The organism is Ensifer sp. Root127 (assembly GCF_001425225.1).
Lineage (GTDB): Bacteria > Pseudomonadota > Alphaproteobacteria > Rhizobiales > Rhizobiaceae > Ensifer > Ensifer canadensis.
This window is the reverse complement of record NZ_LMDX01000052.1, coordinates 44,055-69,934: the sequence shown is the minus strand read 5'-3', so window position 1 is coordinate 69,934 and position 25,880 is coordinate 44,055. Positions and strand designations below refer to the sequence as shown.

Below are 25,880 nucleotides of genomic sequence, written 5' to 3'. Positions count from 1 at the left end.
TTCCTGAGCGCGGGGTGCAGGGATTGCGCTCAGAAATTCTGCCATCCGTCGTTCAATGGTGCGCCGGCGAGCGCTTGTCTTTGTCCGCCGCGCATGGCGCGGGCGGTGGCGTTCAGTCGTGTTGCCTGCTGTCGTTCCTCGGCGTGACGCTGCATCTCGAACGGCGCCGTGTCCTGGCCGATGCGGAACTGGCGTAGCAGGGCGTGGAGGGCTTCGGCTTCCCGCGACATGTTGTGGCTTGCGGCCGTGCTTTCCTCGACCATCGCTGCATTCTGCTGGGTTGCCTGATCCATCGAATTGACCGCCTGGTTGATCTCCTTCAACCCCGTCGACTGCTCGCGTGCGGCCTCGACAATGGCCGAAACGTTGAGATTGATCTCCTGGACCTGGACCAGAATTTCCTCGAGCGCCGCCCCCGTCTGTCCGACAAGCGATACGCCGTTCTTGACGTGGTCGCTGGAGGCGGTGATCAGCGCCTTGATCTCCTTGGCGGCCTGGGCCGAGCGCTGGGCGAGTTCGCGCACTTCCTGGGCGACGACAGCAAAGCCCTTGCCGGCTTCACCGGCACGTGCCGCCTCGACGCCGGCATTGAGCGCCAGGAGGTTGGTCTGGAAGGCGATGTCGTCGATGACGCCGATGATGTTGGAGATCTCGCGTGACGATTGCTCGATCTGATCCATCGCTCCGATCGCGTTCTTGACGACGTTGCCGGAGCGTTCGGCGCCCGCCTTGGTCTTGGCGACCAGTCCGCCCGCTTCTTCGGCGCGACGGCTGGAATCGACGACTGTCGTGGTGATCTCGTCGAGGGCGGCTGCGGTTTCCTCCACAGAGGCCGCCTGCTGCTCCGTGCGTTTGGAAAGATCGTCGGCGGCCGAGCGGATCTCGCGGGCGCCGGAAGCGATGGCGTTGGCATTGTCGCCAACAGTCTGCATCGCCCGACAAAGCCGATCGATCGCGCCATTGAAATCGGTACGCACCGTTTCCATGCTGGGAACGAAGGGTGTCGGCAGGCTGTGAGTGAGGTCGCCCTCGGCAAGCGCCTGCAGGCCGAGGCCGAGCGCCTTGATTGCGCCCATGCGCTCGCTGACGTCGGTCGCGAACTTGACGACCTTGTAGACCTTGCCGCTCGGATCGCGGATCGGATTATAGGCCGCCTGGATCCAGATCTCCTTGCCGGCCTTGCCGTAACGGACAAACTCGTTGGAGATGAACTCGCCGGCGGCCAGCTTCTTCCAGAATTCGGCATACTCAGTGCCGCGCACATAGCTGGGTTCGCAGAACATGCTGTGATGCCTGCCCTGAATTTCCTGAAGGCTGTAACCGAGTGCGTTGCAGAAGTTCTCGTTGGCCATGAGGATTTCGCCCCCGGGGGTGAATTCGATCACCGCCTGCGATCTCGATATGGCATCGAGTTTGCCGCCATCCTCGTTGGCCTTGATCTTGGCCGCTGTGATGTCGCTTGCGAATTTTACGACCTTGTAGGGCTTGCCGTTGTGAAACACCGGATTGTAGGTCGCCTGGATCCAGATTTCGCGGCCGCCCTTGGCAACGCGCTTGTAGGCATTGGCGTCAAACTCGCCGCGTCCGAGCCGCGCCCAGAAGTCGCGATATTCCTGGGTCTGGACATAATCCGGCGCGCAGAACATGCGGTGGTGCTGGCCGACGATCTCCTGCAGGTTGTAGCCAAGTGCCTGGCAGAAGTTTTCGTTGGCCGTCAAAATTTTTCCCGTGAGATCGAACTGGATCATGGCCTGCGACTTTGAAAGCGCGGCGACGATCTGGCGTGAATCCAGACTCTGCCCGAAAGAGAACATGATTACCCTCTGGTTTGGTTCTTGTTGTTTCAAACCGGAAAGCCGGATCATTGTTGCTTGTGCTGTCGACAGGGCGTGCGGGGCCAAGAGCGGCGCAGACTCCGGGGACAAGGACAAATGCCGGCTTGCCGAAAATTGTCTGGTCCGTCGTCGCCGGCCCAAACGGGGTCAGCGTTTTCGTGCTTCGAGGGGGGAGTTCGAACTCGTGGGCGTTCATGCCCATGACGTCTTGCTTATACAATCTAGATTAGTGGCAGGCTTATTAAGCAGCTGTTAAAATAGCAAACATCAAATTTTAGTTGTGAAAACTCGTATGCTGTTTCTAGGTTGAATTAGCAACTCATCGTTTACGAATCATGGGTGGCGCCACGGGGCCACGCCGCCCGAACGCAAAAAGGCCGCCTTGCCCAGGGCAAAGCGGGCCTTGATGCGACGCAGAATCTGTTGTTTAGGCGGCCATTTCCTCGACTTCGCGTTCCTTGAACATGCGAGCGAGGTTGAGGAAGCAGATCATGCCGTTCTCGTTGGCGATGATGCCTTCGGCAAAGCTCTTGTCGAAGGATGCGGTGACTTCGGGAACCGGTTGCACCTGGTTGCCCTGGACCGTGAGGATGTCGGAGACACGGTCGACGACGAGACCGATCACCATGTTGTGCACTTCGGCGACGACGATGGCGCTGCGCTCATTGGCCGTGGTCGATTTCATGCCGAGCTTGTGGGCAAGGTCGATGATCGGGATCACGGTGCCGCGCAGGTTCATCACGCCGATGACCTCGGGTGGCGAATGCGGAATGGGGGTCGAGGGGGCCCAGCCGCGGATCTCGCGGATCGTGGTGGTCTTGACGCAGAATTCCTGATCGTGGAGGCGGAACGCGATGATTTCCAGCGTCTCGCCGTCGAAACCAGCCGTCCTGAGTGTGCTTGTCATCGAAGGTCCTTCCAGCTTTCCGGTCGACGCCTTAAGGCGCGCGACACCGCCAAACTCGTTACATCTCCGTGCGGTGCGGTCGCGGCTGGCGCGGCCATTGAGCCGATGGGGAGAGTTTTCAAAAGTCCGCCGACGACATCCGGCGGGGCGCAGCTGCATCATGCGCGGAGGAACCGCTTTGCGCTTTGGGAAGGGACTATAGGCCGGGATTCGTTAAGACTTGCTTTTGCAAGTGCTAATACCAACCTGTGCCGATATTGGCCTCCAGCCTGCGTCGATCCTCACCGGACGCTGGGTCCGGTTCCGGTTTTCTCCTTGCCGGAAACCAAAATCGCTCCGGCGCAATAGGCCAGTATCGGCGCAGGTTGGTAGTAAGACATTGCGCCCCGGTCGAAGCCGGGGCGCAATGGAACACAAAGAATGTCAGGGGATCAAGCGGAAGCGAGAACCTTGGCGAACTGTTCCACCGCCCAATCGACCTGTTCGGCGGTGATCACCAGCGGCGGCGCGATGCGGATCGTGTCGCCATGGGTGTCCTTGGCAAGGATCCCGAGCTGCTTCAGCGCTTCGCAATATTTGCGGGCGCCACCGGCTTCCGGCACCAGCTCGACCGCCAGCATCAGTCCGCGGCCGCGAACTTCCTTGATGATGTTCGAACGGATGTCGGTCAGGCCCTTCTGGAAGCGGTCGCCCATGCGCGCCGAGTTCTCGATCATGCCTTCCTCGGTCAGGGCCCTCAGCGCCGCGCGGGCGATGGCACAGGCAAGCGGATTGCCGCCGAAGGTCGAGCCGTGCTGGCCGGGCTTAAGCACGCCGAGCACTTCCGAGTTCGAAAGCACGGCCGAGACCGGGTAGAAACCACCCGAAAGCGCCTTGCCGATCAGCGTCACATCGGCTTCGATGCCCTCGTGTTCTTCAGCCAGCAGCTTGCCGGTGCGGCCGAGGCCGGTCTGAATCTCGTCCAGGATCAGCGTGATGCCGTGTTTGGTGCAAAGCTCGCGCACTGCCGGGAAATAGCCGGAGGTGGGAACCAGAACACCTGCTTCGCCCTGGATCGGTTCGACCAGGAAGGCGACGGTGTTCTCGTTGATCGCGGCGCGGAAGGCGTCGATGTCGCCGAAGGGGACGACCTTGAAGCCCGGCGCAAACGGGCCGAAGCCGGTGCGGGCGTCCGGATCGGTCGAGAAGCCGACGATGCCCATCGTGCGGCCATGGAAATTGTTGGAGCAGACGATGATCTCCGCTTTGTTTTCCGCGACACCCTTGACCTCGTAGCCCCACTTGCGCACCGCCTTGACGGCGGTCTCGACGGCTTCTGCGCCCGAGTTCATCGGCAGCACCTTGTGCGAACCGGTGAGTGCTGCGATCTCTTCATAGAAATGCGCCAGCTGGTCGTTGCGGAAGGCGCGGGAGGTGAGCGTCAGCTTCTGCGCCTGCTCCATCATCGCCTGGAAGATCTTCGGGTGGCAGTGGCCCTGGTTGACGGCGGAATAGGCCGACAGGCAGTCGAGGTAGCGGTTGCCTTCCATGTCCCAGACATAGACGCCTTCGCCGCGTGAAAGCACAACGTCGAGCGGTTTATAGTTGTGTGCGCCGAGCCGGTATTCGGTTTCGATCAGGTCTGCCGTGGTGTTCATCCGTCGTCCTCCGTTGTTTCTATTTCAGGCGCTGCGGGTCGGGCGGTCAAGGACACGGCGGCCGAAAAGGCTCGCGGTCAGCTCGACCAGGACACGCGCGCTCTTGCCGCGATCGTCGAGGAACGGATTAAGTTCTACGACGTCGAGCGAGGACACGAGATCGCTCTCCCAGAGCATTTCCATGATCAGGTGGGCTTCGCGGAAGGTGGCGCCGCCCGGAACGGTGGTGCCGACGCCCGGTGCCAGCTCGGGATCCATGAAGTCGACGTCGAGGCTGACATGCAGGAGGCCGTTGGCCGAGCGCACTTCATCGAGGATATGACGCATGATGTGCGCCATGCCGAGCTCGTCGACCGCACGCATGTCGTAGACACGCACGCCATGTTCGGCGATCTCTTCGCGTTCGCGGTCGTCGACCGAGCGGATGCCGACCTGGAAGACCTTGGTCGGATCGACCATAGGCCGGTCCGCAGGCAGGATCGGGGCAAACTCGGCCTTGCCGCAGTAGAAGGCGACCGGCATGCCATGCATGTTGCCCGACGGCGAGGTTGCCGGGGAGTTGAAGTCGGCATGGGCGTCGAGCCAGAGCACGAACAGCGGTCGGCCGACTTCGGCGGCGTAACGCGCCATGCCGGAAACGCTGCCCATCGAAAGCGCGTGGTCGCCGCCCAGAATGATCGGGAAATGGCCCTTGCGAACGGTGTCATGGACCGAATCGTGCAGCGCGCGGGCGAAGGCGGCGACGATCTGCAGGTTGTTGGCGCCGGGGTGGTTGGCGAGGTCGCGTGCCGGCAGCGGCTTGACGTCGCCTTCATCGTAAACCGTGTGGCCGAGTTCGCGCAGAACGGTGTCGATACCGGCGATACGAAGTGCCGTGGGGCCCATGGCCGCGCCGCGTCGTCCAGAACCTTCCTCGATGGGTGCGCCGATCAGCGTGATGGTCGTCATATCCGCCCTGTTCCTTCTGTCATGATTCCCGTGGATGGCGCGGATTATCCTCAAAACGCGTGACAGCAAAAAGATGGAAAACTGTCGATTGGAAAGGTAAGATCGACAGATTGCTAAGTCCGATTTTGCAAAGTGAGAGATATGGACGACCTTGATCAGGCGCTGATCAGTGCCCTGCGCCAAAATGCCCGTCTGCCTGTTTCGACCCTTTCGGCGCGGACCGGCGTATCGCGCGCAACCGTTGCAGCACGCATCGACCGGCTGGTCGCCAACGGGACGATCGCCGCCTTTACCATTCGCACGGGACAGGAAATCCCGGCCTCCGGCGTGCGGGCCGTGGTGATGATCGAGGTCCACGGCAAGATGGCCGACCGGGTCGCCGGGCAGTTGCGCGGTCTGCCACAGGTGAGGGCGCTGCACAGCACCAACGGCCGCTGGGACTTCATCGCCGAGCTTGAGGACAGGGACCTGGTGTCGTTCGACGAGACGCTGAGGCGGATCCGGCTGATCGACGGCATTACCGTGACGGAGACGAACATCCTGTTGAAGACCAGCAAGCTGACGGGCGCATTTTAGTGCCTTCTTTCCGCGTGGAGGGCGAGGGTCGAAAGTTGCGTTTTTGCGCCAGTCGTTCTTGATTTGTTCTCGTTTTTGTATATGATGTGCGCCTCACCCGAGATTGGAGGATGTCATGGTCATCAATGGCGGCAGGCTGGCCGATCGGCAGATCTGTGTGAAGCTATTTGTCCGGCATGGCGACGAGGATCGCGCCATTGCCTTTTATCGTGATGTGCTGGGTGCCGAACTGGTGCAACGGCATGAATGGCCGAGCGGGATTTTAACCAGCGCCGATCTCAGGATCGGCGAATCCGTCTTCCGGATCGCCGGTGCCAATCCGCGGCGGGACGCGGAGCCGAAACTAGGCGGGCCGAGATCGCCGCATGCGCTCGGCACGACGGCGGTCATTCTCGAACTGCATGTGAAGGATGTCGACCGGGTCATCGGCCGGGCGATCGGGGCGGGTGCCGCCCTCAGAAACCCGGCGGAGACGCTGTCGACCGGAGACCGCGTCGGTGCCTTCATCGACCCGTTCGGCCATATCTGGGCGTTGTTCAACGCCCTGGAAGACATCGACCTCGGCGATGCCGATATCGTCGATCTCAATATCGAGGCCCGCGACGCCGCATAAGGCGGCGCGGGCCATCCTGCGCTTGCTTTCCCCGAGGTCAGAAGAACTCGTCGAGAAGGCAATAGAAGCCGAGTTTTTCGGGATCGGCACGACGGATGCCGTAGAGATCGAGAAACGGCTGAACCCATTCCTCCCCGAGATTGTAGGCAATGCTGCGGCAGGTCAGCGCCAGATCCTGATAGGGGTCGGCGACGCCCAGACGGCTGCAATCGATGAAACCGGCGAAGCGGCCATCCCTGACGATGATGTTTGGAAGGCAGGCGTCGCCATGGGTGACGACCGGCTCTCCCTCCTGAGGGATGCGCGCCTGAAGCTCGACGAAGAGTTCGTCGGCGGTCTTGCCGAGGCGCTCGTCGTCGAAGTCGGTCTCATCGACCAGGTCCGCTTCTGCACGCAGCCTGGCGATCGCGACACGCGCACCAATCCGGTGATCGAACGGGCAGGCATCGACATCGAGCGCATGCATGCGGCGTAGCGCTTCGGCGAGCAGAACAACCTGCTCCGAGGCGGCAAGGGTGCTTGAGGCGAGGTCGATGCCTTCGACCGCCTCCATCAGCAGCCAGTTCTTTTGCGCGTACACGTCGCGGGCGACGACGCGCGGACAGGGCATTCCCTGCTTGCCCAGCCATTCGAGCCGCTCGGCCTCATCGACAAGCTCGTCAAAGGGACCGGCCTCTTCGACCTTGAGAACGAGGGGCGGGCGGTCTTTTGCGTCGAACAGGAAGACGCTGGAGTCTGACTGGCCGAGGCTATCCTTTCGGCAGTCATAACCTGCGAGCAGCGGTGCCAGGGTGGGCGGAAGATCGATATCGAGAAGCTGGAGAGACAAAAAACCACCTGAAAATACGGGTTGTTCCGAAATTGCGGCCTACAGCGCCGCGCGTCTTTTTCGACGTACAAAGGTCGCTGTGGCACTATGAACCGTTGCATGTTTTTAGCCTTAAATCGGATACGATTTAGGGAAACATGCAATTTGCGCGAGAGGGCAGGTAGGGACGGAATTGTGCAAAATCCATGGCGACCCGACCCAAGCGCGAGCATCCTCCGCGAAATCTTGATTCTACCCACACCAAATATCGCTTGAGCCGAACCTAAGGTCATACCTTAGAAGATAGTTCCAGGAGGCTCCCATGAGCGACAAGCGAAACCATGATCCCCTTTTGTCCGCCGCCGAATGTGCCGATCGTCTCGGCCTGACCGTGCGGGCGCTGCGTGTCTACGAGGATCGTGGGCTGATCGCACCGCGCCGGACGGAAAAGAACTGGCGGCTCTATGGCGCTGCGGAAATCGCCCGGCTGACCGAGATCCTCGCATTGAAGCGTCTCGGCCTGAGCCTGACCCGGATCACCGTGTTGCTGGCGGGCGCCGCGCCGGATCTCGGCCAGACACTGACGATCCAGCAATCCGCGCTCGTCGATCTGCGTGATCGGGTCGAGCACAGCCTGTCGCTGATCGGCGCGGCGCTGCAGAAAATATCGAGCGGTCGGGCCGTCTCTATCAGCGAACTCATCACTCTTGCCAAGGAGACCAGGATGACCGACCTATCGCCGGATACCGTCGCGTGGCGACGTTATGAGCAGGCACGGCCTCGAACCGAGGTTCGTTTCGATCCCGAAAAACACGGCTCTGTTGTGGGCGACTTCCAGTTCGAGGCCGGCGATGTGCTCAGCGTCACCCGCCGCGAGGGCGGACTGATGGCGCAGTTGACCGGGCAGAATGCGCTCGAAATCTATCCCGAAGCGGATGACCTGTTCTTCTATCGCATCGTCCAGGCGCAACTCTCTTTCACCCGCAACGAGCAAGGTGAGGTGGAAGGCGTAGTGCTGCATCAGGGCGGCTACGAACAGGCGGCGAAACGCATCGACGAGACGAAGGCGCGTGCCGTTGCCGACGACCTGGAGAAGCGCGTGAAGGATAAGATCCCGTTTCCCGACAGTGAGGCATTGCTTCGCCGCGTCATCGCCGAGCACCAGCGCGGCGAGCCCGACTACGAAGGCATGACGCCGCCGCTCGCAGCGGTGGCGCGCGAGCAGGCGCCCCTCGCCAAAGCCGAACTCGACCGCCTGGGGTCACTGCAGAGCGTGGCGTTCAAGGGCGTGCTGCAAGAAGGTTGGGATGTCTATGACGTGCGCTTCGAAAAGGGAACGCTGGAATGCGGGCTGATGCTTGCCCCCGGCGGCAAGCTCAGTGGCATCTATTTTCGCCCGGGGCTGTGACGGACGACTGATCCGTCCCGGCCGTCCGAAGACGGAAGACGACAAAGAATACGCCCGCGGATCGTTAGCGACCCGCGGGCGTATTCTTTGTGGCGAAGGTAGGCACGCCGTCAGTCAAAACGGTATTGATGACGCGCCGCCTCAATATTCCTTTTCGAAGAAGATGCCGCCCGATGCGGAGCCGTCACCGCCGGCCGCACCCTTCAGCTTGACGCCCTTGCCGACATCGAGATTGATCACGGCCTTGCTGGAGCCTGAATCCGAGCCTTGCTGCAGCTCGATATAGGTGCGGTCGTTAAGATACTTGCCGGCGCGCACCGAGGCGCCGCCGTTCTCGTCGGTGGTGACGTCGAGATCGTCGACGCCGAGCTTGTTGCGCAGACCGTCGAGCAGCGAGGTCGAGCCACCGCCCGCCAGCTGGCTGACGGCAGAGGCAAGCTGAGCAATCTGGAAGGCCGAGAGGTTGGACAGCGAGCGGTTGAAGATCAGCTGCGCCAAAATTTCGTCCTGGGGCAGGGCTGGCGACGACGAGAAGGTGATCTGCGGATTGTTGGCAAGGCCTGTGACGCTGACGGTGATGGTCGTCGCGCCGGCGGTCGATGTCGCCTTGAGATTGAGTGTCGGGATCAGGTCGCCACCGAAGCCGATGGTGCCATCGGTAAAGGTCAGGCGTTTGCCGAGGATTTCCAAACGGCCGCGGCGCATCTCGAAACCGCCCGAAATGGTCGGCTGCACGGCCGTGCCGCGGATCGTCAGGTCGCCGCCGAGTTCGGCATCGATGCCGCGGCCGCGCACGAAGACCTGATTGGCCGTGACGCCAAGGTTGAAGGCGATGACGCCGCTGGCATTGGCGCCTGCCGGCTTCTCGTCCTTGCGGATGTCCCTGGCCATCCGCTTGACCTTGGCCGGCGCATTCTTGTGCTTGATGTCGATAGCCGAGAGCGAGGTCGGCAGTTTCTCGGGAATGGTAATTGCTGCCTTGCGGATCGTCACCTTGCCGCCGAGTGTCGGGGTGGCGACCAGCGGACCTGTCAAGGTCATCTCGCCGGCAAGCTGCGCAGTGAACAGCGTGCCGTCGACATAGGTGGCGTTGTTGAGCCTGATGATCAGGTTGGCCGGAAAGCCGGAGCTGGGTACGGTGCCGACCGTGCCGGTGACCTCGACCGAGCCGCCGGTCGCGAGGTTGGCGGAAAGCTTGGAGATCGTCGCCTGCTTGCCGTCGAGCGCCACGTTGGCCGTCAGGTTGTTGAGCGCGAGGTTGCGCCGGACGTCGACAAGGCGTCCGCCTGAGGTGGTGATCGTGCCGGCAATCTGCGGTGCCTTGGCCGAGCCGGAAATCGAAAGGTCGACGGAGGCCTGGCCCGTGAGCGTGAAGCCCTGCTGGGCCATCAGGTTGGCAACGAGCGCGAAGGGCACATTGCCGTTGAACTTCATGGCGATCGGCATGTTGCCGCCGATATCGACATTGCCGCCGCCCTTGAATGCGAGGCCGCCGGCGCCGGAGAGCGTGGTGTCGAGCGTCACGCGGTTGTTGGCAAACTTGCCATTGGCCGAGATGTCGAAGGCACCGACGCCGGCGGTGCGCGCGGCTGCCAGCGAGGCGCCGGACCATTTGAGGTTATAGGCGACGACCGGCGCTGCCGCCGTTCCGCCGACATCGACGGTGCCGCCGATTGCCCCTTCCGCGCCGAGGCCCGGTGCGAAGGCATTGACCAGGGCTGCCGGCAGGGCGTTCAGCTTTGCGGTAATATCGAGCTTTTGGCCGGCGGTGCCGCTGACCGCGATCGTGCCTTTCGATGCCTGGATCGTGAGCGCATTCAGGCGCACGGTGCCCTTCTCGATCGCGATCACGGTCGGCGCCGCGAGCTTTAGTGCAATCTGTTTCGGCGTCGCGCCGAAGGAGGAAAGACGGATTTCCGTGCGCCCGTTCGAACTCGTCAGGTCGCCCCTCGCCGTCAAAGGCCCGCCGTCATACTTGCCGTCGATGGCAAAGCCTGTCTTGCCGGCCTGCTGGGTGAAGTCGAGGCTCAATCCGGAAACCCGGTTGGCCCCCTGGGCAATTGTCTCTGCCCGGACGCTGCCCTTGATCGCCAGTGCCGAAAGGTCGGCAATGGTGATGTCGGCCGTCGGCTTGGCGATCGTCAGGTCATCGCGCTTGATGCCGCTGCCGCCGGCCTTGAGCACGATGGAGGTGATGCCGTTGGCCGTCCGGATCGCCGCCGATCCAGAGAGATCTCCGGACGCCTTCTGGCCGGCCATGGCGGCAAGCAGCCCAAGGTCCGGAAGATTGAAATCGACAGTGCCGTCGGGTTTGAAGTCGGGGGTGAAGTTGATGGCGCCGTTGAGCGTGTTCTCGCCGATCGTGGCTTCGAGCACCGGGATCGATGTGCGACCGTCCTTCGAGACGACGTCGGCACGCACGTCGATCGGTTGACCGTCGAGCGCACCGGTTGCCGTCAGCTTGGCCTGCGGGCTGCTCTGGTTTGCGGTGGCGTCGGCCTTGATGGTCAGGTCGCTGAGCGTGCGACCGGCGAGCGTCGCGCCGCTCGAGGACAGTTCCGCCTTGATGCCGAGTTCGGCGAGCGGTCCGGTCACAGCGGCGGTGAAGTCGGCCTTGCCCTTGGCGTCGGCGAGCAGCTTGCCGAGATCCGGCAGGACACCTTTAAGATCCGCCGTCAGATTGCCTTCAGCGAGCGCCACGGAGCCGGCAGCCTCGATCGTCCCGGATTTGAGATCGATGTTTTCGACGGTGACGCTGCCGTTGGCGCCGGTCTTGATGCTCCCGGCAAGCGCAATCGTGCCGTCGAATTTTGCAGCGGCAGCGGGCGGCAGGGCGCCTGGGACCGTGAAGAGCTTGAAGGTCGCGGCAACCGTATTGGTTTCGCGCGAGAAGGCGCCTTCGACGGTGCCGCCAACGCCGGGGCTTTCCAGCGTCACCGGCGCAAAGGTGATGCTGTCCTTGGCAACAGTGATGTCGCCGACGATCTTCATCGGCGCCTGGACCAGCCGGACGAGATCGGCATTGTCGAAGCCGACCTGGCCGACCTCGACCGTCGTCTTGATCGGACCCGACTGTGTCGCCAGGTTGAAGCCATCGCTCGCAGCCGACAGCTTGATGGCGCCGAGGGCCACGTCCGGCAGTGCGACAGAGGCGACGTCGGCGGCCGCGTCAAGGATTGCCGATTGGGCATCGCCGATCAGCGACAGATTAACGGTATTGATCAGGACGCGGGCCTCGCCCTTTTCCAGTGGCCAGCGGAAATCGATGGCGCCATTGGTACCGGCGAGCCTTGCCTGCAGATTGTTCTCGCCCTTGCTGTCGAAGGTGCCGAAGGCGGCGAAGGCAAGCGCGCCGGTCGCCACGTGCCCCTTGTCGACGCGCACCATGCCCTTGCCGTCGAAGGCAGCAGCAAGATCGATGCTGGTCTGGCCCTCGAACATCGGGCGCAAGGCCGGCGGCATCAGCGAGCCGAAGCCGCCGCCGCCGGAAAGCGTCAGCCGATGCATGCCATCGGTAGACTGGACGTGACGGCCGTCTAGCTTGAGGATCTCGGTGCCGTCAAGCGCAGCCGTCCCGGCGCCGGCCCAGTCCGAAAGCGGTCCTTCGCCGGTTACCTTGATGTTGACGGCGGGTTCGTTCGGCAGGCGCAGGAGCTTCGCCAGAACGCCGTTGGCGGGCTCATTGACGGTCGCTTCAAGTTTCAGTTCGTTGCCGGCCGGATTGAAGACGATGTCGGCAACGGCACGGGCCTCGGGCCGGTCGCGCTGGGCCGCCGTTATGGCGAGCGCGATGCTCTCGTTGGTGGCGTTTACCTTGCCGCTCGCCGTCAGGAACTGGTCCTCGCCGGCGATTGCCTTGCCGATGACGATTTCCTTGAGGTCGATCGCATCGATCTTGACGTCGACCGGAAGCGCGAAGGTCGAGCGCACTTCCTTGGTTTCGGTCGAAGGCACCGGCAGGCGCTCGACGCGGATGGAGCCTGCCGAAATCGCCGCGGCGTCGAAGCGGAAGGACAAGAGGGCCGCGGGCGACCAGTTGAGCGAGAGATCGCGAACCTCCGCATAGATGCCCTCGCCATCGAACAGCGTCACGCTGCCGGCGGTGAACTGGCCGGTCAGAAGCGGGCTCGGGTCGGCAATCCGCACGATCTGGTCCGGGGTCGCCGCATATTTCTCGATCGCCCAGGCGACAAGGCGGGCGCCGGGAGTCGTGAAGCCGACGAAGGCGACGAGGAGAAGAGCTGCGACCGCAAGCGCGCCAAGCACATAAAGGCAATAGCGCAGCGTCGCGCGAAGGAAGCGGACGACGTGATTCATGATCTACCCATAACGCAACTTGTGTCGCTGCGGAATCTTTGCAGGCAGAAACTCCGGGCGCTCGTGCGAAATTTGCCGGCTGCGGCGCAGAAATCGGCTGGAACCGGCGCGGATCAGAAGGATTGGCCGATACCGGCATAGATGCCGTAGCTGGTGCCGCCGGGATATTTGTTGAGCGGCATCGCCACATCGAGACGGATCGGTCCGAACGGCGTCTGATAGCGAAGGCCGATGCCGGCGCCGGCGCGAATGTCGGAGAAATCGGGCGTGGTGCTGGCAGACACGGTGCCGGCGTCGATGAAGGGCACGATGCCGATCGTGTCGGTGATGGCGATGCGCGCCTCGACCGAAGTGTTGACATAGGAGCGTCCGCCGGTCTCGTCGTTGTTGCTGTTGCGCGGGCTGATCTCCTGGTAGGAATAACCGCGCACCGAGCCGCCTCCGCCAAGATAGAAGCGGCGGTTTGCCGGTATGTCGGCAAGGCCGTCGCCGCCGACCAGAACGCCCGCACCGATCCTGCCGGCAAGAACGAAACGCTTCTCGTCGCCGAGCGCTTGGTAACCCGATGCCGCTGCTTCGAAGGACGAGAAGAAGGTCTGGCCCTTGATCTCGTAGCTTGGTTTGGCGTTGACCAACGCCCGGTAGCCCTCGGTCGCGTTCAGCTTGTCATCGCGGGTGTCGCGCACATATTCGAGCGGAATGGCAGCTGTCAGGTAGGAATTGGAGCCGAAGGCGTCGTCGATATTCGCCCAGCTCAGCTCGCCGCCACCGGAAAAGGTGTCGGTCGGCGACAGTTCGAATGTGGCGCCGGCCGCACCGGTCAGGATCTTGGCGCGATAGGCATCGGGATCCTGGATGTTGGCCTTGAGGCTTGCGGTGAAGGTCGAGGCCGGACCGAAGGCGCCGGGCTTGGCAAAGAGGATGCCCGCGGAATAGTCGAGCTTATCGAGTTCCTGGGTCTCGCCGATACGGTCGATCGAGCCCTCGACACGCAGCGATTCCGCACGGCCGAACAGATTGCGGTGTCCCCAGTAGCCGGAAAGCCCGAGACCGTCCGTGGTCGAGACCTGGGCGCCGAAGCCGAAATACTTGTGCTTGCCCTCGGACACCTCGATCTTCATCGGGATCGAGCCGTCGGGCGAAAGCGTGTTGGCTTCCTTGATGGTCACGCTCGAGAACACGCCGAGTTGACGCAGCCGCTCGGACGCCTTGCGGATGTCCTCGGGCGAATAGGGGCGGCCCTCGTTGAGCCGCGAATAATCGCGAACAAACCCCGGATCGACGGTCTTGGTTCCGGAAACGCTGACTTCGCCAACGGGCGCCACCGGCCCGCTTTCGGCTGATATCACCACGTCGACGGTCGAATCTGCATGATCGGCAACGACGCTGCGCTCGGTCAGCTTGGCAAGCGGCCGTCCCTGCTCGCGCAGATCGTTGACGACCTTTTCGCCGGCCGTGATGATCCGCGTCGAATCCGCCCGGGTTCCGAGCGCGAGATCGTAGTCGGCGGGATTGAGGCCGGCGGCGTCGCCTTCGAACTTGACCGAGCCTAGCGAAAACACCGGGCCCGGCGTCACCCTGACGGTGACGGGTATGGCCTTGCCGTCAGGGAAAGATGGATCGGGTGGCAGGCTGTCGATGTCCTGACCATTGATCTGGATTGCGACGGTGCCGCCGTATCGGGCCTTCTCATAGAGTGCCGCCAGCAGGCGGTCGCGGTCGTCGCGGGCGCGGATCGCAAGGCCAAGGTTGCCTGAAACCGGTTTTTCCTGGCCCTGGACCAGCTGCGAGCTGTTCTCAAGCGCCTCTTTCAATTCCTTGTCGTCGGTACCGGCGTCGAAGGTGAGGGTGTAGTTGACGGGGTCGATGACCTGGGCCGCGTCCTCGTCACCCTCGAAAAACTTCATGCCGAAGATCTTGAACGCATAGGCCTTGGTGACGGACATCGGGCCGAGCGCGCACGAGGCGGCAACGGCGAGCGCAGTCGCTGCCTTCCAGTACGCAATACTCGACCGTGGTGGGGACATTCGCTTCCGCATCCCGTCTTAAGGCGACCCAATACAAACTGCCTTCATGCGGCGGGGTCACTATTGCATGCCTAAGGTTTTCCATCTGTTAACGATGACGGCCGGCCGCATCCACCCCTGAGGCCCAGATTCCGGGTCGATTTCCCTGAAAAAGAGCCGGAATGTTGTCAACGCAGCACAAAAACCGGGCGCCGCCGCCACAACGTCGGCGGTGGCTCCGTGCTCGGGATTGCCGTTTGCGGGGTGTCAGATGGTCGCGCTGATGCGGTTGAATGGGGTCAAGCCGGTTCGGGCAGGCCCTGCAAACGGGGAACCTGGGAGGCGATGATCACCAGGAACTGGATGAGGAACCCGGTCGCCGCGACCACGAGGCAAGCCTTGACGCCGAAGTGGGTGGCGACGAGAGCGCCGAGCGCCGCGCCGATCGGCCTTGCGCCGAATGTCGCCGTGGTAATGAAGGCTGAAACCCGCCCCAGCATCGCGTTTGGGGTGATGGCCTGCCTGAGCGTGAGGGTGGCGATCGACCAGAGAATCGGCCCCGCACCGAAGAGAAAGAAGCTCACTCCCGCAAGCGCGCCGAGGGGGAACCAGACCGTCAGCAGCATGACGACGGCGGCGAGCAGACCACCGAGCGGACCGAGCGCGATCATGACGCCGAAGGGGATACGGCGCGCAAGTGTCGGGGCGGCATAGGCTCCGATCATCATTCCGGCTCCATAGATGCCGAGCGTGACACCGACGCCCGTTGCCGTCAGTCCGAGTGTGCGGACAGCATAGGCGACATAGACCGCCTGCAGCACGAACCAGGATGTGTTGAACACGACCGCGGTGACAAGTATCGGCCGCAGGAGTGCATGGCCGGCAAGGAAGCGTGCGCCTTCGATCAGGTCATCAAGCAGATTGCGTTGCGGCCCGGCCGCTTGCTCCTGTTCGCGAAGGCCGGCGAGCAGCACGACGGCGAGAAGGGAGAGCGTGGTGGCCGCAACATAGGCGAGCGAGGCACCGGTCCAGGCGATGATTGCTCCGCCGATTGCCGGACCACCGGAATAGGCGAGGCTGCGGGCAAGCTCCAGCCAGCGATTGGCGTCGGCGAGCTGCGTGCGCGGAACGATGGCCGGGATCAATGCCGGGGCGGCGACACTGTAGCAGACCGTTCCGATTGCGCCGACAAAACCCATGATCGCCAGAAGCGGCAGGGTGAGCATACCGCTCGCAATCAAAAGCAGAGTGGCGACCAGGGAGAGGGCACGCAGCATTTCCGAGAAGACCATTAGCATTCGCCGCGAGGCGCGGTCGACGAGCAGGCCGGCCGGAATGGAGAGCAGCAGAAACGGCAGCGTCTGGGCCATCTGCAGCCAGCCCGATTCCGCGGGGCCAGCCGAAAGCAGAAGGACTGCCGCAAGCGGTGCTGCGGCCAAGGCGATTTGCTCGGAGAATTGCGCAAACAGGTTGGACCAGGCGATGTGTTTGAAAGCTGGCGGCAAGGTAGTTGCAGGCGGTTTCAGCATGGAGTGGGCCTCGATCAAGCTATTTCGAGGCAGCTGACAGGATTGTGTTGTCGCGGGCCACCCGATTCCTGCGCGCTCGATACGGCTGCCGGGATCTGATGGCTGATCGGCAGATTGCCGAGACAGTCAGGAAAACGAAAACCCCTCACGGCAGGTGGCCATGAGGGGCGATGTTTCGTCCGGTCCGTCATTTGACAGGTGGACGTCGTGTCGATGTTGTCGACCGTCCTTGCGGCTTAGCGCGGGCAGGAGTCGATGTAGCGGCGGCCGTAGCGGTCGCGGTAGTAGCACTGGCCCGGCTGTTCGGTGACATGGCCGATGACCGCGCCCGAAACGCCGCCGATCGCAGCGCCCACAGCTGCGCCACGAACGTCACCGGTGATCGCGCCGCCGATGATCGCGCCCGAGACGGCGCCGATGCCGGCACCCTTTTCAGTCTGGGTGCAGCTCGCAACCGACAACGCAACCAGCACAAGTGCGATGGCTTTCTTCATTATTGTTCTCTCCGATCTCTACGGATTTCAGCCTGTCGCCTCGTCCGTCCCTGAGTGATTGGCGCAAAGACGAGATGTCTTTCTCCACTTGAACTTGCAAATTCAGAAAATAAACCGGCCGCTGTGAAAGTCTACAGGAGGTCTGGCGGATTCTCTTCGCCGCCAACATAATGATATCGTTCCTGAACGGGACATGAAGGCCCGATTTCAGCTAACACAACCATCACGCAAAATTTTTATCGCGCCTGACCCTTGGGCGGTTGCGACATTCCAAAAAAAGACAATGATACAAACAAGCCGCGGGAACCCGGAGGAGGGATATCGAGGCGAAGGGCATCGATAGCAGTTGGCGCGTACCTGGTCGCGTGAACAGATCATCACCCGGCTTACCGTTCGCGCTCGTGTTGGCATTGACCCACCCGGAGGAGCGAAATGGCGAAAATTACAATGACGGTCAACGGCCGTCAGGTGAGCGGTCAATGTGATGACCGGACGTTGCTGGTGCATTTCATTCGTGAGAACCTTGGGCTGTCCGGCACCCATGTCGGCTGCGACACGTCGCAATGCGGCGCGTGCGTCGTTCATATGGACGGAATGTCGGTCAAGAGCTGTTCCACCCTCGCTGCGCAGGCGGCGGGCTCACAGGTCACCACCATCGAAGGACTGGCCGCCAATGGCGAGCTGCACCCGGTGCAGGCCGCCTTCAAGGCCAATCATGGCCTGCAATGCGGTTTCTGCACACCCGGCATGGTGATGACAGCGGTCGACATGATCCGCCGGCATGGCGGGCAGCTCGATGAGGCGACCGTGCGCGCCGAACTCGACGGCAATATCTGTCGTTGCACCGGCTACCACAACATCGTCAAGGCGATCCTTGCGGCGGCAGCCGAGATGGGCGGCGCCCGCGTCGCTGCCGAATGAAGTCCGGCCCGCGGCGATGACGTTTCGCCGCGATCACATTTCACCGCAGGACTTTCGCTGGATATCTCGGGAGGAGATCGGCAATGGGCGTTGAAGGTATTGGCGCGCGGGTGGCGCGCAAGGAAGACAAACGGTTCCTGACCGGCAAGGGGCGCTATACGGACGACATGTCGGTGCCGGGCATGAAATATGCGATCTTCGTGCGCAGTCCCTATGCGCATGCGAAGATCAAGTCGATCGACGCGGCGGCGGCCAAGGCCATGCCCGGCGTGATCGGCGTGCTCGACGGCGAGCAACTGCTCGCCGACGGTATCGGCAATCTCATCTGCGGCTGGATGATCCATTCCAAGGACGGATCGCCGATGAAGATGGGCGCCTGGCGGCCGCTCGCGCACGAGACGGTGCGTTACGTCGGTGACGCCGTCGCCATCGTCGTTGCCGACAGCATTGCGGAAGCGAAGGATGCCGCCGAAGCCGTCGTCGTCGATTACCAGGAACTGCCCGTCGTCACCGATGCGACCAAGGCGCTGGAGCAGGGGCAGCCGCAGCTTCACCCGGAAGCACCCAACAACTTGATCTTCGACTGGCAGATCGGCGATGCCGCCGCCACCGACAAGGCGATCGCCTCGGCTGCGCATGTGACCGAGATCACTATCCACAACAACCGCCTGTCGCCGAACGCGATGGAGCCGCGCGCCACGCTCGGGATCTATGATGGCGGCGACGATCACTACACCTGCTACACCACCAGCCAGAACCCGCATGTGGCGCGGCTGGTGATGAGCGCGTTCTATAATGTCGCGCCCGAAAACAAGCTGCGTGTCATCGCGCCGGATGTCGGCGGCGGCTTCGGCTCGAAGATCTTTATCTATCCGGAAGAGGTCGTCTGTCTCTGGGCCTCCAAGTGTACCGGCGTGCCGGTGAAATGGACCTCCGACCGCACGGAAGCCTTCCTGACCGATGCGCATGGCCGCGACCACCACTCGAAGGTGAAGATGGCGTTCGATGCCAACAACCGGATCATCGGGCTGAAGGTCGATACGGTTGCCAATCTCGGCGCCTACATGTCGTTGTTCTCCTCGTCGGTGCCGACCTATCTCTATGCGACGCTCCTGTCGGGCCAGTACGACATACCGGCGATCCACGCCAATGTGCGCACCGTCTACACCAACACTGCCCCGGTCGATGCCTATCGCGGCGCTGGCCGCCCGGAAGCGACCTATCTCCTGGAGCGCACCATGGAGACGGCGGCGCGAGAGCTTGGAGTTTCGCCGGCGGAACTCCGGCGGATCAACTTCATCCGCACCTTCCCGCACCAGACGCCCGTCATCATGAATTACGATGCCGGCGATTACGAAACCTCGCTCAATGCCGCGATGCAGGCCTCCGACTGGAACGGGTTTGCTGCCCGCAAGGCGGAAGCCGCTAAACGCGGGATGAAGCGCGGCATTGGCATGAGCTGCTATATCGAGGCCTGCGGCATCGCGCCGTCGGCGGCGGTCGGCTCGCTCGGTGCCGGCGTCGGTCTCTGGGAATCGGCCGAGGTCCGAGTCAATGCCGTCGGCACCATCGAGGTTCTGACCGGGTCGCACAGCCACGGGCAGGGGCATGAAACCACCTTCGCCCAACTGGTCGCCGATCGCTTCGGCGTGCCGATCGACAGCGTCAACATCGTCCACGGCGACACCGACAAGGTGCAGATGGGCATGGGCACCTACGGCTCGCGCTCGGGGGCGGTCGGCATGTCGGCCGTCGTCAAGGCGCTCGACAAGGTTGAAGCCAAGGCGAAGAAGATCGCCGCCCACCTGATGGAGGCGGATGAAAGCGACATCGTCATCGAGAACGGCGAACTCAAGGTCGCCGGCACCGACAAGACGGTACCGTGGTTCCAGATGGCGCTTGCCGCCTATACCGCCCACAACCTGCCGCCGGGCATGGAGCCGGGGCTGAAAGAGGGCGCGTTCTACGATCCGGCCAACTTCACCTTCCCCGCCGGCTGCTACATCTGCGAAGTGGAGGTCGATCCCGATACGGGGCAGACCAAGATCATCCAGTTCGTCGCCGCCGACGATTTCGGCAACATCATCAACCCGATGATCGTCGAGGGGCAGGTGCATGGCGGCCTGGCGCAGGGCATCGGCCAGGCGCTGCTCGAGGGCGTTCACTACGATCCGGCAAACGGCCAGCTCTTGACGGCAAGCTACATGGATTATGCCATGCCGCGGGCCGACGACCTGCCGTCATTCACGGTCTCGACCTCGAACACGCCCTGCCCGAACAATCCGCTCGGGATCAAGGGCTGCGGCGAGGCCGGCGCCATCGGCTCSCCGCCGGCGCTGATCAACGCCATCACCGACGCCATCGGCAACAACCGGCTGACGATGCCGGCGACGCCGCAAAAGGTGTGGGCTGCCGCCCATGCCGCAAACTGAGCGGGAGGACGTGTCATGTACGAGACCCATTATCACCGGGCGTCCTCTATCCAGGATGCCGTCAAACTCAAGCAGGCCGCAGGCGAGGGCAAATATCTCTCCGGCGGGATGACGCTGATCCCGACGATGAAGCAGCGGCTTGCCGCACCGACCGACCTCATCGATCTCAGGCATGTCGCGGAAATGAAGGGCATCAAGGTGACGGGGCGAACCGTGAGGATCGGTGCTGCGGCCACCCATTTCGACGTGGCGTCCTCCGCCGAGCTGGCGGCCGTGTGCCCGGCGATCTCAGGGCTTGCCAGCCATATCGGCGACCCGCATGTGCGCCACATGGGCACGATCGGCGGCTCCATCGCCAACAACGATCCGGCTGCCGACTACCCTTCGGCGATGCTGGCGCTCGATGCGACCATTGTCACCGATAGGCGGGAAATTGCCGCCGGCGATTTCTTCACCGGTCTTTTCGAGACCGCGCTCGAAGACGGCGAACTGGTGACCGCGATCGCCTTCGAGGCTCCGGCAAAGGCAGCCTACCAGAAGTTCGCCAACCCGGCCTCGCGCTACGCCATGACCGGCGTCTTCGTCGTGCGCCGGGACAATGGCGATGTTCGCGTCGCGGTGACGGGGGCCGGATCGAGTGGCGTCTTCCGGCACAAGGACATGGAGGCGGCGCTTTCGTCGCAGTGGTCGCCGGATGCGCTTGCCAATGTGCCGGTCGACGCTTCCGACCTGCTTTCCGACATCCACGCGGATGCCGCCTATCGCGCCAATCTGGTCAAGGTGATGGCAAAACGCGCGGTGGCTGCAGCATGAGCAATGCGGGCCTGTCTTGATGCGTCAAAAAGGGCGGTTTCGGCCGCCCTTTTTTCGTCCAAGCTTGACTTCGATCAAGCTTGGAGGGATTTACATGCGCTAAGGCTTTCTTTGGAACGGTTCAAAACTAGAGGCCTTTTGCCGCAGGCGGCGGCCGCGTCGCATTGCGGGGTTGACCCCCGGTCGCTTTGAATCAAAAAAAGCGGCAGGGCACTGGAGAAGATGATGGATTTCGAGAATTTCTTTAAAACCGAGCTGGACGGGCTGCATCAGGAAGGTCGCTACCGGGTTTTCGCCGATATCGCTCGCCATCGCGGCAACTTTCCGAAGGCCGCGCGCCACACGGCTGAAGGCATTCAGGAAGTCACCGTCTGGTGTTCCAACGACTATCTCGGCATGGGCCAGCACACCATCGTCACCGAGGCGATGAAACGCGCCATCGACGAATGCGGCGCCGGTGCCGGCGGCACCCGCAACATTTCCGGAACCAACCACTACCATGTGCTGCTCGAGCGCGAGCTCGCAGATCTGCATGGCAAGGAATCGGCGCTTCTGTTCACCTCGGGTTACGTGTCCAACTGGGCCGCCCTTGGAACGCTCTGTTCGAAGATTCCCGGTGTCATCGTCTTCTCAGACGCCGGGAACCACGCTTCGATGATCGAGGGGATTCGTCATTCCAAGTGCGAACGCGTCATCTTCAAGCACAACTCGGTGGCCGACCTCGAAGCCAAGCTTGCCGCAGCCGATCCGCGCGCGCCGAAGATCATTGCCTTTGAATCCGTCTATTCGATGGATGGCGACATTGCCCCGATCAAGGAGCTCTGCGATCTCGCCGACAAATACGGCGCGATGACCTATCTCGACGAAGTGCACGCCGTCGGCATATACGGCCCGCGTGGCGGCGGTATCGCCGAGCGCGAAGGCCTGATGCATCGCCTCACCGTCATCGAAGGCACGCTCGGCAAGGCCTTCGGCGTCATGGGCGGCTACATCACCGGCTCGACGGCGCTTTGCGATTTCATCCGCTCCTTTGCTTCGGGCTTCATCTTCACGACGGCGCTGCCACCGACGCTTGCGGCCGGTGCGCTTGCCTCCATCCGTCATCTGAAGGAAAGCCAGATCGAACGCTTCGCCCATCAGGAGCGCGTGCGCCGGCTGCGCTCGCTGCTCGACCAGCGCGGCATTCCGCATATGCCGAACCCGAGCCATATCGTGCCGGTCATGGTCGGCGACGCCGCCAAGTGCAAGTGGATCTCCGACCTGCTGCTCGACCATTTTGGCGTCTATGTGCAGCCGATCAACTACCCGACGGTGCCGACGAAGACCGAGCGCCTGCGCATCACTCCGACGCCGCTGCATTCGGATGCCGATATCGACCATCTGGTCGGCGCGCTGCATTCGCTGTGGTCGCGCTGCGCGCTGGCACGGGCCGTCGCGTAAGGCTTCACTTATCTTTCGAGAAATCTGCCCCTAACCTTCTCTCCGCGTGCGGGGAGAAAGTGGCGGCAGCCGGATGAGGGGCGGGAACGCCCGATCAGCAAACTATCGGATCAGCCCGGCAGCCAGTTGTCGGGCTTTTTCGTCGGCGGCAAAGACATCGTCCATGGTGACGGCCGCAGGCAGGTCCGAGAGCTTGTCCATTACCTGCTCGACAATTTCGGCCATGTCCAGGAACCCGGCCCGACCGGCGATGAAGGCTTCCAGCGCCGTCTCCTTGGCGCCGTTCAGCACGGCCCCCTGCACGCCGCCCTGTTCCATGGCGCGGCGCGCCAGGCGGATTGCCGGAAACCTGATTTCATCGGGCGCTTCGAAATCGAGGCGCGACAGCTTGGCGAAGTCGAGCCGTTCGATCGGCAGGTCGCAGCGGCTGGGATAGGAGAGCGCATAGCCGATGGCGGTGCGCATGTCGGGGCAGCCGAGCTGCGCCAGCACCGAGCCATCGGTGTAGCCGACCATCGAGTGGATGACCGACTGCGGATGCACGATCACCTCGATCTGCTCCGGCCTGAGGCCGAACAGGTGCTTGGCTTCGATCATCTCCAGCGCCTTGTTGAACATCGAGGCGCTGTCGATCGAGATCTTCAGACCCATCGACCAGTTCGGATGGGCGCGGGCGACGTCGGCCGTCACGTGGCGCATCTCTTCGAGTGTCTTGGTGCGGAAGGGGCCGCCGGAGGCTGTGAGGATGATGCGCTCGACGGCATGGCGCTGGTGCTCTTCCAGCACCTGGAAGATGGCGTTGTGTTCGCTATCGACCGGCAAGAGGCGGCCGCCGCCCTTCCTGACCGCTTCGATGAACAGGCTGCCGGCGGAAACCAGGCATTCCTTGTTGGCAAGCGCGATGTCGGCGCCGCGGCTTGCGGCGGCCAGCGTCGGGGCAAGTCCGGCATTGCCGACGATTGCCGCCATCACCCAGCCGGCGTCGCGCTCCGCCGCCTCGATCAGGCCGCTCCTGCCTGACGCAACCTCAATGCCGGTGCCGGAGAGCGCTGTCTTCAGGCTGGCGTAATGGCTGTCGTCGGCGGTAACGGCAAGCTCTGCGCCGTGGACAATCGCCTGCTGCGCCAGCAGCGGAATGTTGCCGTTTCCGGTCAGAGCGACGATCTCGAAACTGTCGCGACCGCCCAGCCGCTCGACGACATCGAGCGTATTGGTGCCGATGGAGCCGGTCGAGCCCAGGATCGTCAGTCGGCGCTTCGCGTTTTCGCGGGATGCCATGCCAATTCCCATGTTCTTGTTCGTTCTTCCAGCCTTACAGCGGGGCGGGGGCGCAAGCGCCCGGCCGAGCGCCTAACGCTCGCTCCGACAGAGGGAAGCCGCGTTTTGGTTTTGCCGAAAACCGATGCCGATCTTCATTGTATGCGCTAGGCTCTACAGGCGAAATCGACGTGCAACAAGGGCGCGGTCTTCAATCCGGCGTGTGATCGGGCTAAGAATCGGACGACGAGTCGAAGCGCGAAGGAGTTCCCGATGCTGAAAGTCGCCACCGCCCTTTCCTGCGCCTGCGTGCTGATCGAAATGGCCTCAATGCAGACGGTCGCTGCCGAAAACGTGCCGCAACAGCTTGTCGGCATCTGGCTTGCCGAAGATATCGCCGGCCGCGGGGTGATCGACAATCTTCAGTCGACGCTGGAGATCCGCGACGATGGAACCTATGGCGGCATGGCCGGCTGCAACCACTTTACCGGTACTTTCAGCCTTTCCGGTGCGAAGATCACCTTCGGCCCGGCGGCCTCGACCCGCAAGATGTGCGTGCCGGCGGTGATGGATCAGGAACAGAAATTCCTGGCGGCACTGCGCACCGAGCTTTCCTGGGATGTCGAAGGGTCGAAACTGATCCTCGGCAAGTCGGCCGGCGCGCCGGCGCTGACGCTGGCGTCGATGGCAGCGGGCGGATCGGGCAGTGTCGATGTCACGATTTCGGTTCCGGGGGCAGAGACCGTCGATCGCCAGTCGGCGCGCTATGACTGCGGCGGCAAGACGGTCGAAGCCGAATACATCAATGCCGGCCCGGCCTCATTGGTGACCTTCACCCTCGACGGCAACTTCACCGTCGCCTCTAACGTGATTTCCGCATCGGGTGCCAAGTATGCCGGCGGCCAGTATATCTGGTGGACGAAAGGTGACGAGGCAACGCTCTACGATGCGACGAAGGGCGAGAATGATGCCGGGATCGCCTGCAAGGCGGCCGGCTGACACCCTTCTCCCGATCTTCCATGCAATCAACGCTGATGAGCCAGTCGTGCGCGGCATGATCGCCGCGAGCTCTGATTTCGTGTGCGCGGAACTGCTGCCAGTCGGCAGGGACGGAGGCCGGAACCCAGCCTTATCTAAATAAGTATTTGCCAGTATTGGAACTTTTCGGCTCGCCTCATAGTTACAACTCAGACGACTTCGCGTCGCCTTGAAAAGGGAGTTTGTCTATGGGGCTTCTTATCAGCATTCTGATCACGTTCCTCGTCATCGTGCTCGTGCTTTATCTGGTTCAGCGCCTGCCGCTGGACGGCCGGGCGAAACAGATCGTGCAGGCTATCGTGCTCGTTATCGGTATCATCTCGCTGTTGAAATATCTGGCCGTCTTCTGACGCAGACGCCGACCTCAGTGGTTAGCATGGTCCGACAAGGCCGCCGGCTCCATCCTCGGAGCGGCGGCTTTTTTGCGCCGGGCATGATTTCGATGCTGACAAAAGCTGACAGTGGCACGCGTTAGCTTGCGACCATCGAACAACGGAGATGATCGACGATGCTGACCCCGAACCTCATCCTGCTTTACGTGGAAGATCCTGAACAGAGCGCCGCCTTCTACACACGGCTGCTTGGCCGTGGGCCGGTTGCGGCCTTTCCGGCCTACGTCGCCTATGCCCTCGATAACGGCCTGAACTTCAGCCTCTGGTCCACCAAGGCCGCGAACTTCGTCTCCTCCGGTTCGGGCCACCGGATGGAGATCGCCTTCATGGTCAAGGACGACGCCGAGGTCGAGCGGCTTTACGCGGAATGGCGCAAGGCTGGGATCCCGATCGAGCAGGACCTGATGACCGCCGTCTTCGGCCGCACCTTTGTCGCGCTCGATCCCGATGGCCATCGCCTGCGCGTCTGCACGCCAGACAAGTGACGGCGCGGTTTTAAGCGCCCGCTT

At 62.7% G+C, this 25,880-nt stretch carries 20 protein-coding genes; 10 read left to right on the top strand and 10 right to left on the bottom strand.

Annotation, left to right across the window (positions count from 1 at the left end):
- Positions 1-29 precede the first annotated feature (29 nt).
- The 4 genes from ASD03_RS32800 to rocF form a co-directional block, all read right to left on the bottom strand.
- The gene (locus tag ASD03_RS32800; RefSeq protein ID WP_025425031.1) at positions 30-1,814 is read right to left on the bottom strand and encodes a PAS domain-containing methyl-accepting chemotaxis protein; all 1,785 of its coding nucleotides are present in this window, start codon (positions 1,812-1,814) and stop codon (positions 30-32) included.
- Between the two features lie 448 nt (positions 1,815-2,262).
- On the bottom strand, positions 2,263-2,742 hold the full coding sequence (locus ASD03_RS32795; RefSeq protein ID WP_025425030.1) for a chemotaxis protein CheW: 480 nt from the start codon (positions 2,740-2,742) through the stop codon (positions 2,263-2,265).
- Positions 2,743-3,173: 431 nt separating this feature from the next.
- A complete protein-coding gene (rocD, locus tag ASD03_RS32790; RefSeq protein WP_025425029.1) occupies positions 3,174-4,379 on the bottom strand; it encodes an ornithine--oxo-acid transaminase in 1,206 nt (401 codons plus the stop codon).
- Positions 4,380-4,403: 24 nt separating this feature from the next.
- Complete coding sequence (gene rocF / locus ASD03_RS32785) at positions 4,404-5,327, bottom strand: arginase (RefSeq protein ID WP_025425028.1); 924 nt, start codon at positions 5,325-5,327, stop codon at positions 4,404-4,406.
- A gap of 141 nt (positions 5,328-5,468) precedes the next feature.
- Here rocF and ASD03_RS32780 point away from each other — a divergent pair, with 141 nt between their 5' ends.
- Positions 5,469-5,903 carry an Lrp/AsnC family transcriptional regulator gene (locus tag ASD03_RS32780; protein WP_025425027.1) on the top strand — a complete coding sequence of 145 codons (435 nt, stop codon included), beginning with the start codon at positions 5,469-5,471 and terminating at the stop codon, positions 5,901-5,903.
- A gap of 115 nt (positions 5,904-6,018) precedes the next feature.
- Positions 6,019-6,516, top strand: a complete 498-nt coding sequence (locus ASD03_RS32775) for a VOC family protein (protein ID WP_025425026.1) — start codon at positions 6,019-6,021, stop codon at positions 6,514-6,516.
- A gap of 37 nt (positions 6,517-6,553) precedes the next feature.
- Here the strand turns inward: ASD03_RS32775 and ASD03_RS32770 are convergent, their stop codons facing one another.
- Entirely contained in the window at positions 6,554-7,345 is a 792-nt protein-coding gene (locus tag ASD03_RS32770; RefSeq protein ID WP_025425025.1) for an APH(3') family aminoglycoside O-phosphotransferase, read from the bottom strand.
- 301 nt (positions 7,346-7,646) lie between these two features.
- Between ASD03_RS32770 and ASD03_RS32765 the strand changes: the two genes are divergently transcribed.
- On the top strand, positions 7,647-8,732 hold the full coding sequence (locus ASD03_RS32765) for a MerR family transcriptional regulator (RefSeq protein ID WP_025425024.1): 1,086 nt from the start codon (positions 7,647-7,649) through the stop codon (positions 8,730-8,732).
- A 141-nt stretch (positions 8,733-8,873) separates the two neighbouring features.
- Here ASD03_RS32765 and ASD03_RS32760 read toward each other — a convergent pair whose 3' ends face one another.
- The 4 genes from ASD03_RS32760 to ASD03_RS32745 form a co-directional block, all read right to left on the bottom strand.
- A complete protein-coding gene (locus tag ASD03_RS32760; protein WP_025425023.1) occupies positions 8,874-13,049 on the bottom strand; it encodes a translocation/assembly module TamB domain-containing protein in 4,176 nt (1,391 codons plus the stop codon).
- Between the two features lie 113 nt (positions 13,050-13,162).
- On the bottom strand, positions 13,163-15,076 hold the full coding sequence (locus ASD03_RS32755) for an autotransporter assembly complex family protein (RefSeq protein ID WP_057218339.1): 1,914 nt from the start codon (positions 15,074-15,076) through the stop codon (positions 13,163-13,165).
- Positions 15,077-15,354: 278 nt separating this feature from the next.
- Positions 15,355-16,584, bottom strand: a complete 1,230-nt coding sequence (locus ASD03_RS32750; RefSeq protein WP_025425021.1) for an MFS transporter — start codon at positions 16,582-16,584, stop codon at positions 15,355-15,357.
- A gap of 236 nt (positions 16,585-16,820) precedes the next feature.
- On the bottom strand, positions 16,821-17,078 hold the full coding sequence (locus tag ASD03_RS32745) for a glycine zipper domain-containing protein (protein WP_025425020.1): 258 nt from the start codon (positions 17,076-17,078) through the stop codon (positions 16,821-16,823).
- A 432-nt stretch (positions 17,079-17,510) separates the two neighbouring features.
- On the opposite strand from ASD03_RS32745, the gene ASD03_RS32740 reads away from it, so the two are divergent.
- From ASD03_RS32740 to hemA, 4 genes are all read left to right on the top strand, one after another.
- Complete coding sequence (locus tag ASD03_RS32740; protein WP_025425019.1) at positions 17,511-17,999, top strand: (2Fe-2S)-binding protein; 489 nt, start codon at positions 17,511-17,513, stop codon at positions 17,997-17,999.
- 83 nt (positions 18,000-18,082) lie between these two features.
- On the top strand, positions 18,083-20,431 hold the full coding sequence (locus ASD03_RS32735; protein WP_025425018.1) for a xanthine dehydrogenase family protein molybdopterin-binding subunit: 2,349 nt from the start codon (positions 18,083-18,085) through the stop codon (positions 20,429-20,431).
- 15 nt (positions 20,432-20,446) lie between these two features.
- On the top strand, positions 20,447-21,244 hold the full coding sequence (locus ASD03_RS32730; RefSeq protein WP_025425017.1) for a xanthine dehydrogenase family protein subunit M: 798 nt from the start codon (positions 20,447-20,449) through the stop codon (positions 21,242-21,244).
- Between the two features lie 225 nt (positions 21,245-21,469).
- A complete protein-coding gene (hemA, locus tag ASD03_RS32725; RefSeq protein WP_025425016.1) occupies positions 21,470-22,684 on the top strand; it encodes a 5-aminolevulinate synthase in 1,215 nt (404 codons plus the stop codon).
- A 102-nt stretch (positions 22,685-22,786) separates the two neighbouring features.
- On the opposite strand, the gene dxr is transcribed toward hemA, so the two are convergent.
- Positions 22,787-23,962: a 1-deoxy-D-xylulose-5-phosphate reductoisomerase gene (gene dxr, locus ASD03_RS32720; protein WP_025425015.1), complete on the bottom strand. Its 1,176-nt coding sequence runs from the start codon at positions 23,960-23,962 to the stop codon at positions 22,787-22,789.
- A gap of 252 nt (positions 23,963-24,214) precedes the next feature.
- Between dxr and ASD03_RS32715 the strand changes: the two genes are divergently transcribed.
- From ASD03_RS32715 to ASD03_RS32710, 3 genes are all read left to right on the top strand, one after another.
- Entirely contained in the window at positions 24,215-24,940 is a 726-nt protein-coding gene (locus tag ASD03_RS32715) for an META domain-containing protein (protein ID WP_025425014.1), read from the top strand.
- A gap of 227 nt (positions 24,941-25,167) precedes the next feature.
- Positions 25,168-25,329, top strand: a complete 162-nt coding sequence (locus ASD03_RS40095) for a Thivi_2564 family membrane protein (protein WP_107027568.1) — start codon at positions 25,168-25,170, stop codon at positions 25,327-25,329.
- Positions 25,330-25,487: 158 nt separating this feature from the next.
- Positions 25,488-25,856: a VOC family protein gene (locus ASD03_RS32710; protein WP_025425013.1), complete on the top strand. Its 369-nt coding sequence runs from the start codon at positions 25,488-25,490 to the stop codon at positions 25,854-25,856.
- Positions 25,857-25,880 lie beyond the last annotated feature (24 nt).

Excerpts from the sequence above, each read along its gene's own strand:
- ASD03_RS32745 (WP_025425020.1), bottom strand. The coding sequence starts at position 17,078 with ATGAAGAAAGCCATCGCACTTGTGCTGGTTGCGTTGTCGGTTGCGAGC.
- ASD03_RS32760 (WP_025425023.1), bottom strand. The coding sequence starts at position 13,049 with ATGAATCACGTCGTCCGCTTCCTTCGCGCGACGCTGCGCTATTGCCTT.
- ASD03_RS32730 (WP_025425017.1), top strand. The coding sequence starts at position 20,447 with ATGTACGAGACCCATTATCACCGGGCGTCCTCTATCCAGGATGCCGTC.
- ASD03_RS32710 (WP_025425013.1), top strand. The coding sequence starts at position 25,488 with ATGCTGACCCCGAACCTCATCCTGCTTTACGTGGAAGATCCTGAACAG.
- ASD03_RS32765 (WP_025425024.1), top strand. The coding sequence starts at position 7,647 with ATGAGCGACAAGCGAAACCATGATCCCCTTTTGTCCGCCGCCGAATGT.
- ASD03_RS32800 (WP_025425031.1), bottom strand. The coding sequence starts at position 1,814 with ATGTTCTCTTTCGGGCAGAGTCTGGATTCACGCCAGATCGTCGCCGCG.
- ASD03_RS32750 (WP_025425021.1), bottom strand. The coding sequence starts at position 16,584 with ATGCTGAAACCGCCTGCAACTACCTTGCCGCCAGCTTTCAAACACATC.
- rocF (WP_025425028.1), bottom strand. The coding sequence starts at position 5,327 with ATGACGACCATCACGCTGATCGGCGCACCCATCGAGGAAGGTTCTGGA.
- ASD03_RS40095 (WP_107027568.1), top strand. The coding sequence starts at position 25,168 with ATGGGGCTTCTTATCAGCATTCTGATCACGTTCCTCGTCATCGTGCTC.
- ASD03_RS32775 (WP_025425026.1), top strand. The coding sequence starts at position 6,019 with ATGGTCATCAATGGCGGCAGGCTGGCCGATCGGCAGATCTGTGTGAAG.
- ASD03_RS32795 (WP_025425030.1), bottom strand. The coding sequence starts at position 2,742 with ATGACAAGCACACTCAGGACGGCTGGTTTCGACGGCGAGACGCTGGAA.
- hemA (WP_025425016.1), top strand. The coding sequence starts at position 21,470 with ATGGATTTCGAGAATTTCTTTAAAACCGAGCTGGACGGGCTGCATCAG.
- rocD (WP_025425029.1), bottom strand. The coding sequence starts at position 4,379 with ATGAACACCACGGCAGACCTGATCGAAACCGAATACCGGCTCGGCGCA.
- ASD03_RS32780 (WP_025425027.1), top strand. The coding sequence starts at position 5,469 with ATGGACGACCTTGATCAGGCGCTGATCAGTGCCCTGCGCCAAAATGCC.
- ASD03_RS32755 (WP_057218339.1), bottom strand. The coding sequence starts at position 15,076 with ATGTCCCCACCACGGTCGAGTATTGCGTACTGGAAGGCAGCGACTGCG.
- ASD03_RS32740 (WP_025425019.1), top strand. The coding sequence starts at position 17,511 with ATGGCGAAAATTACAATGACGGTCAACGGCCGTCAGGTGAGCGGTCAA.
- ASD03_RS32715 (WP_025425014.1), top strand. The coding sequence starts at position 24,215 with ATGCTGAAAGTCGCCACCGCCCTTTCCTGCGCCTGCGTGCTGATCGAA.
- dxr (WP_025425015.1), bottom strand. The coding sequence starts at position 23,962 with ATGGCATCCCGCGAAAACGCGAAGCGCCGACTGACGATCCTGGGCTCG.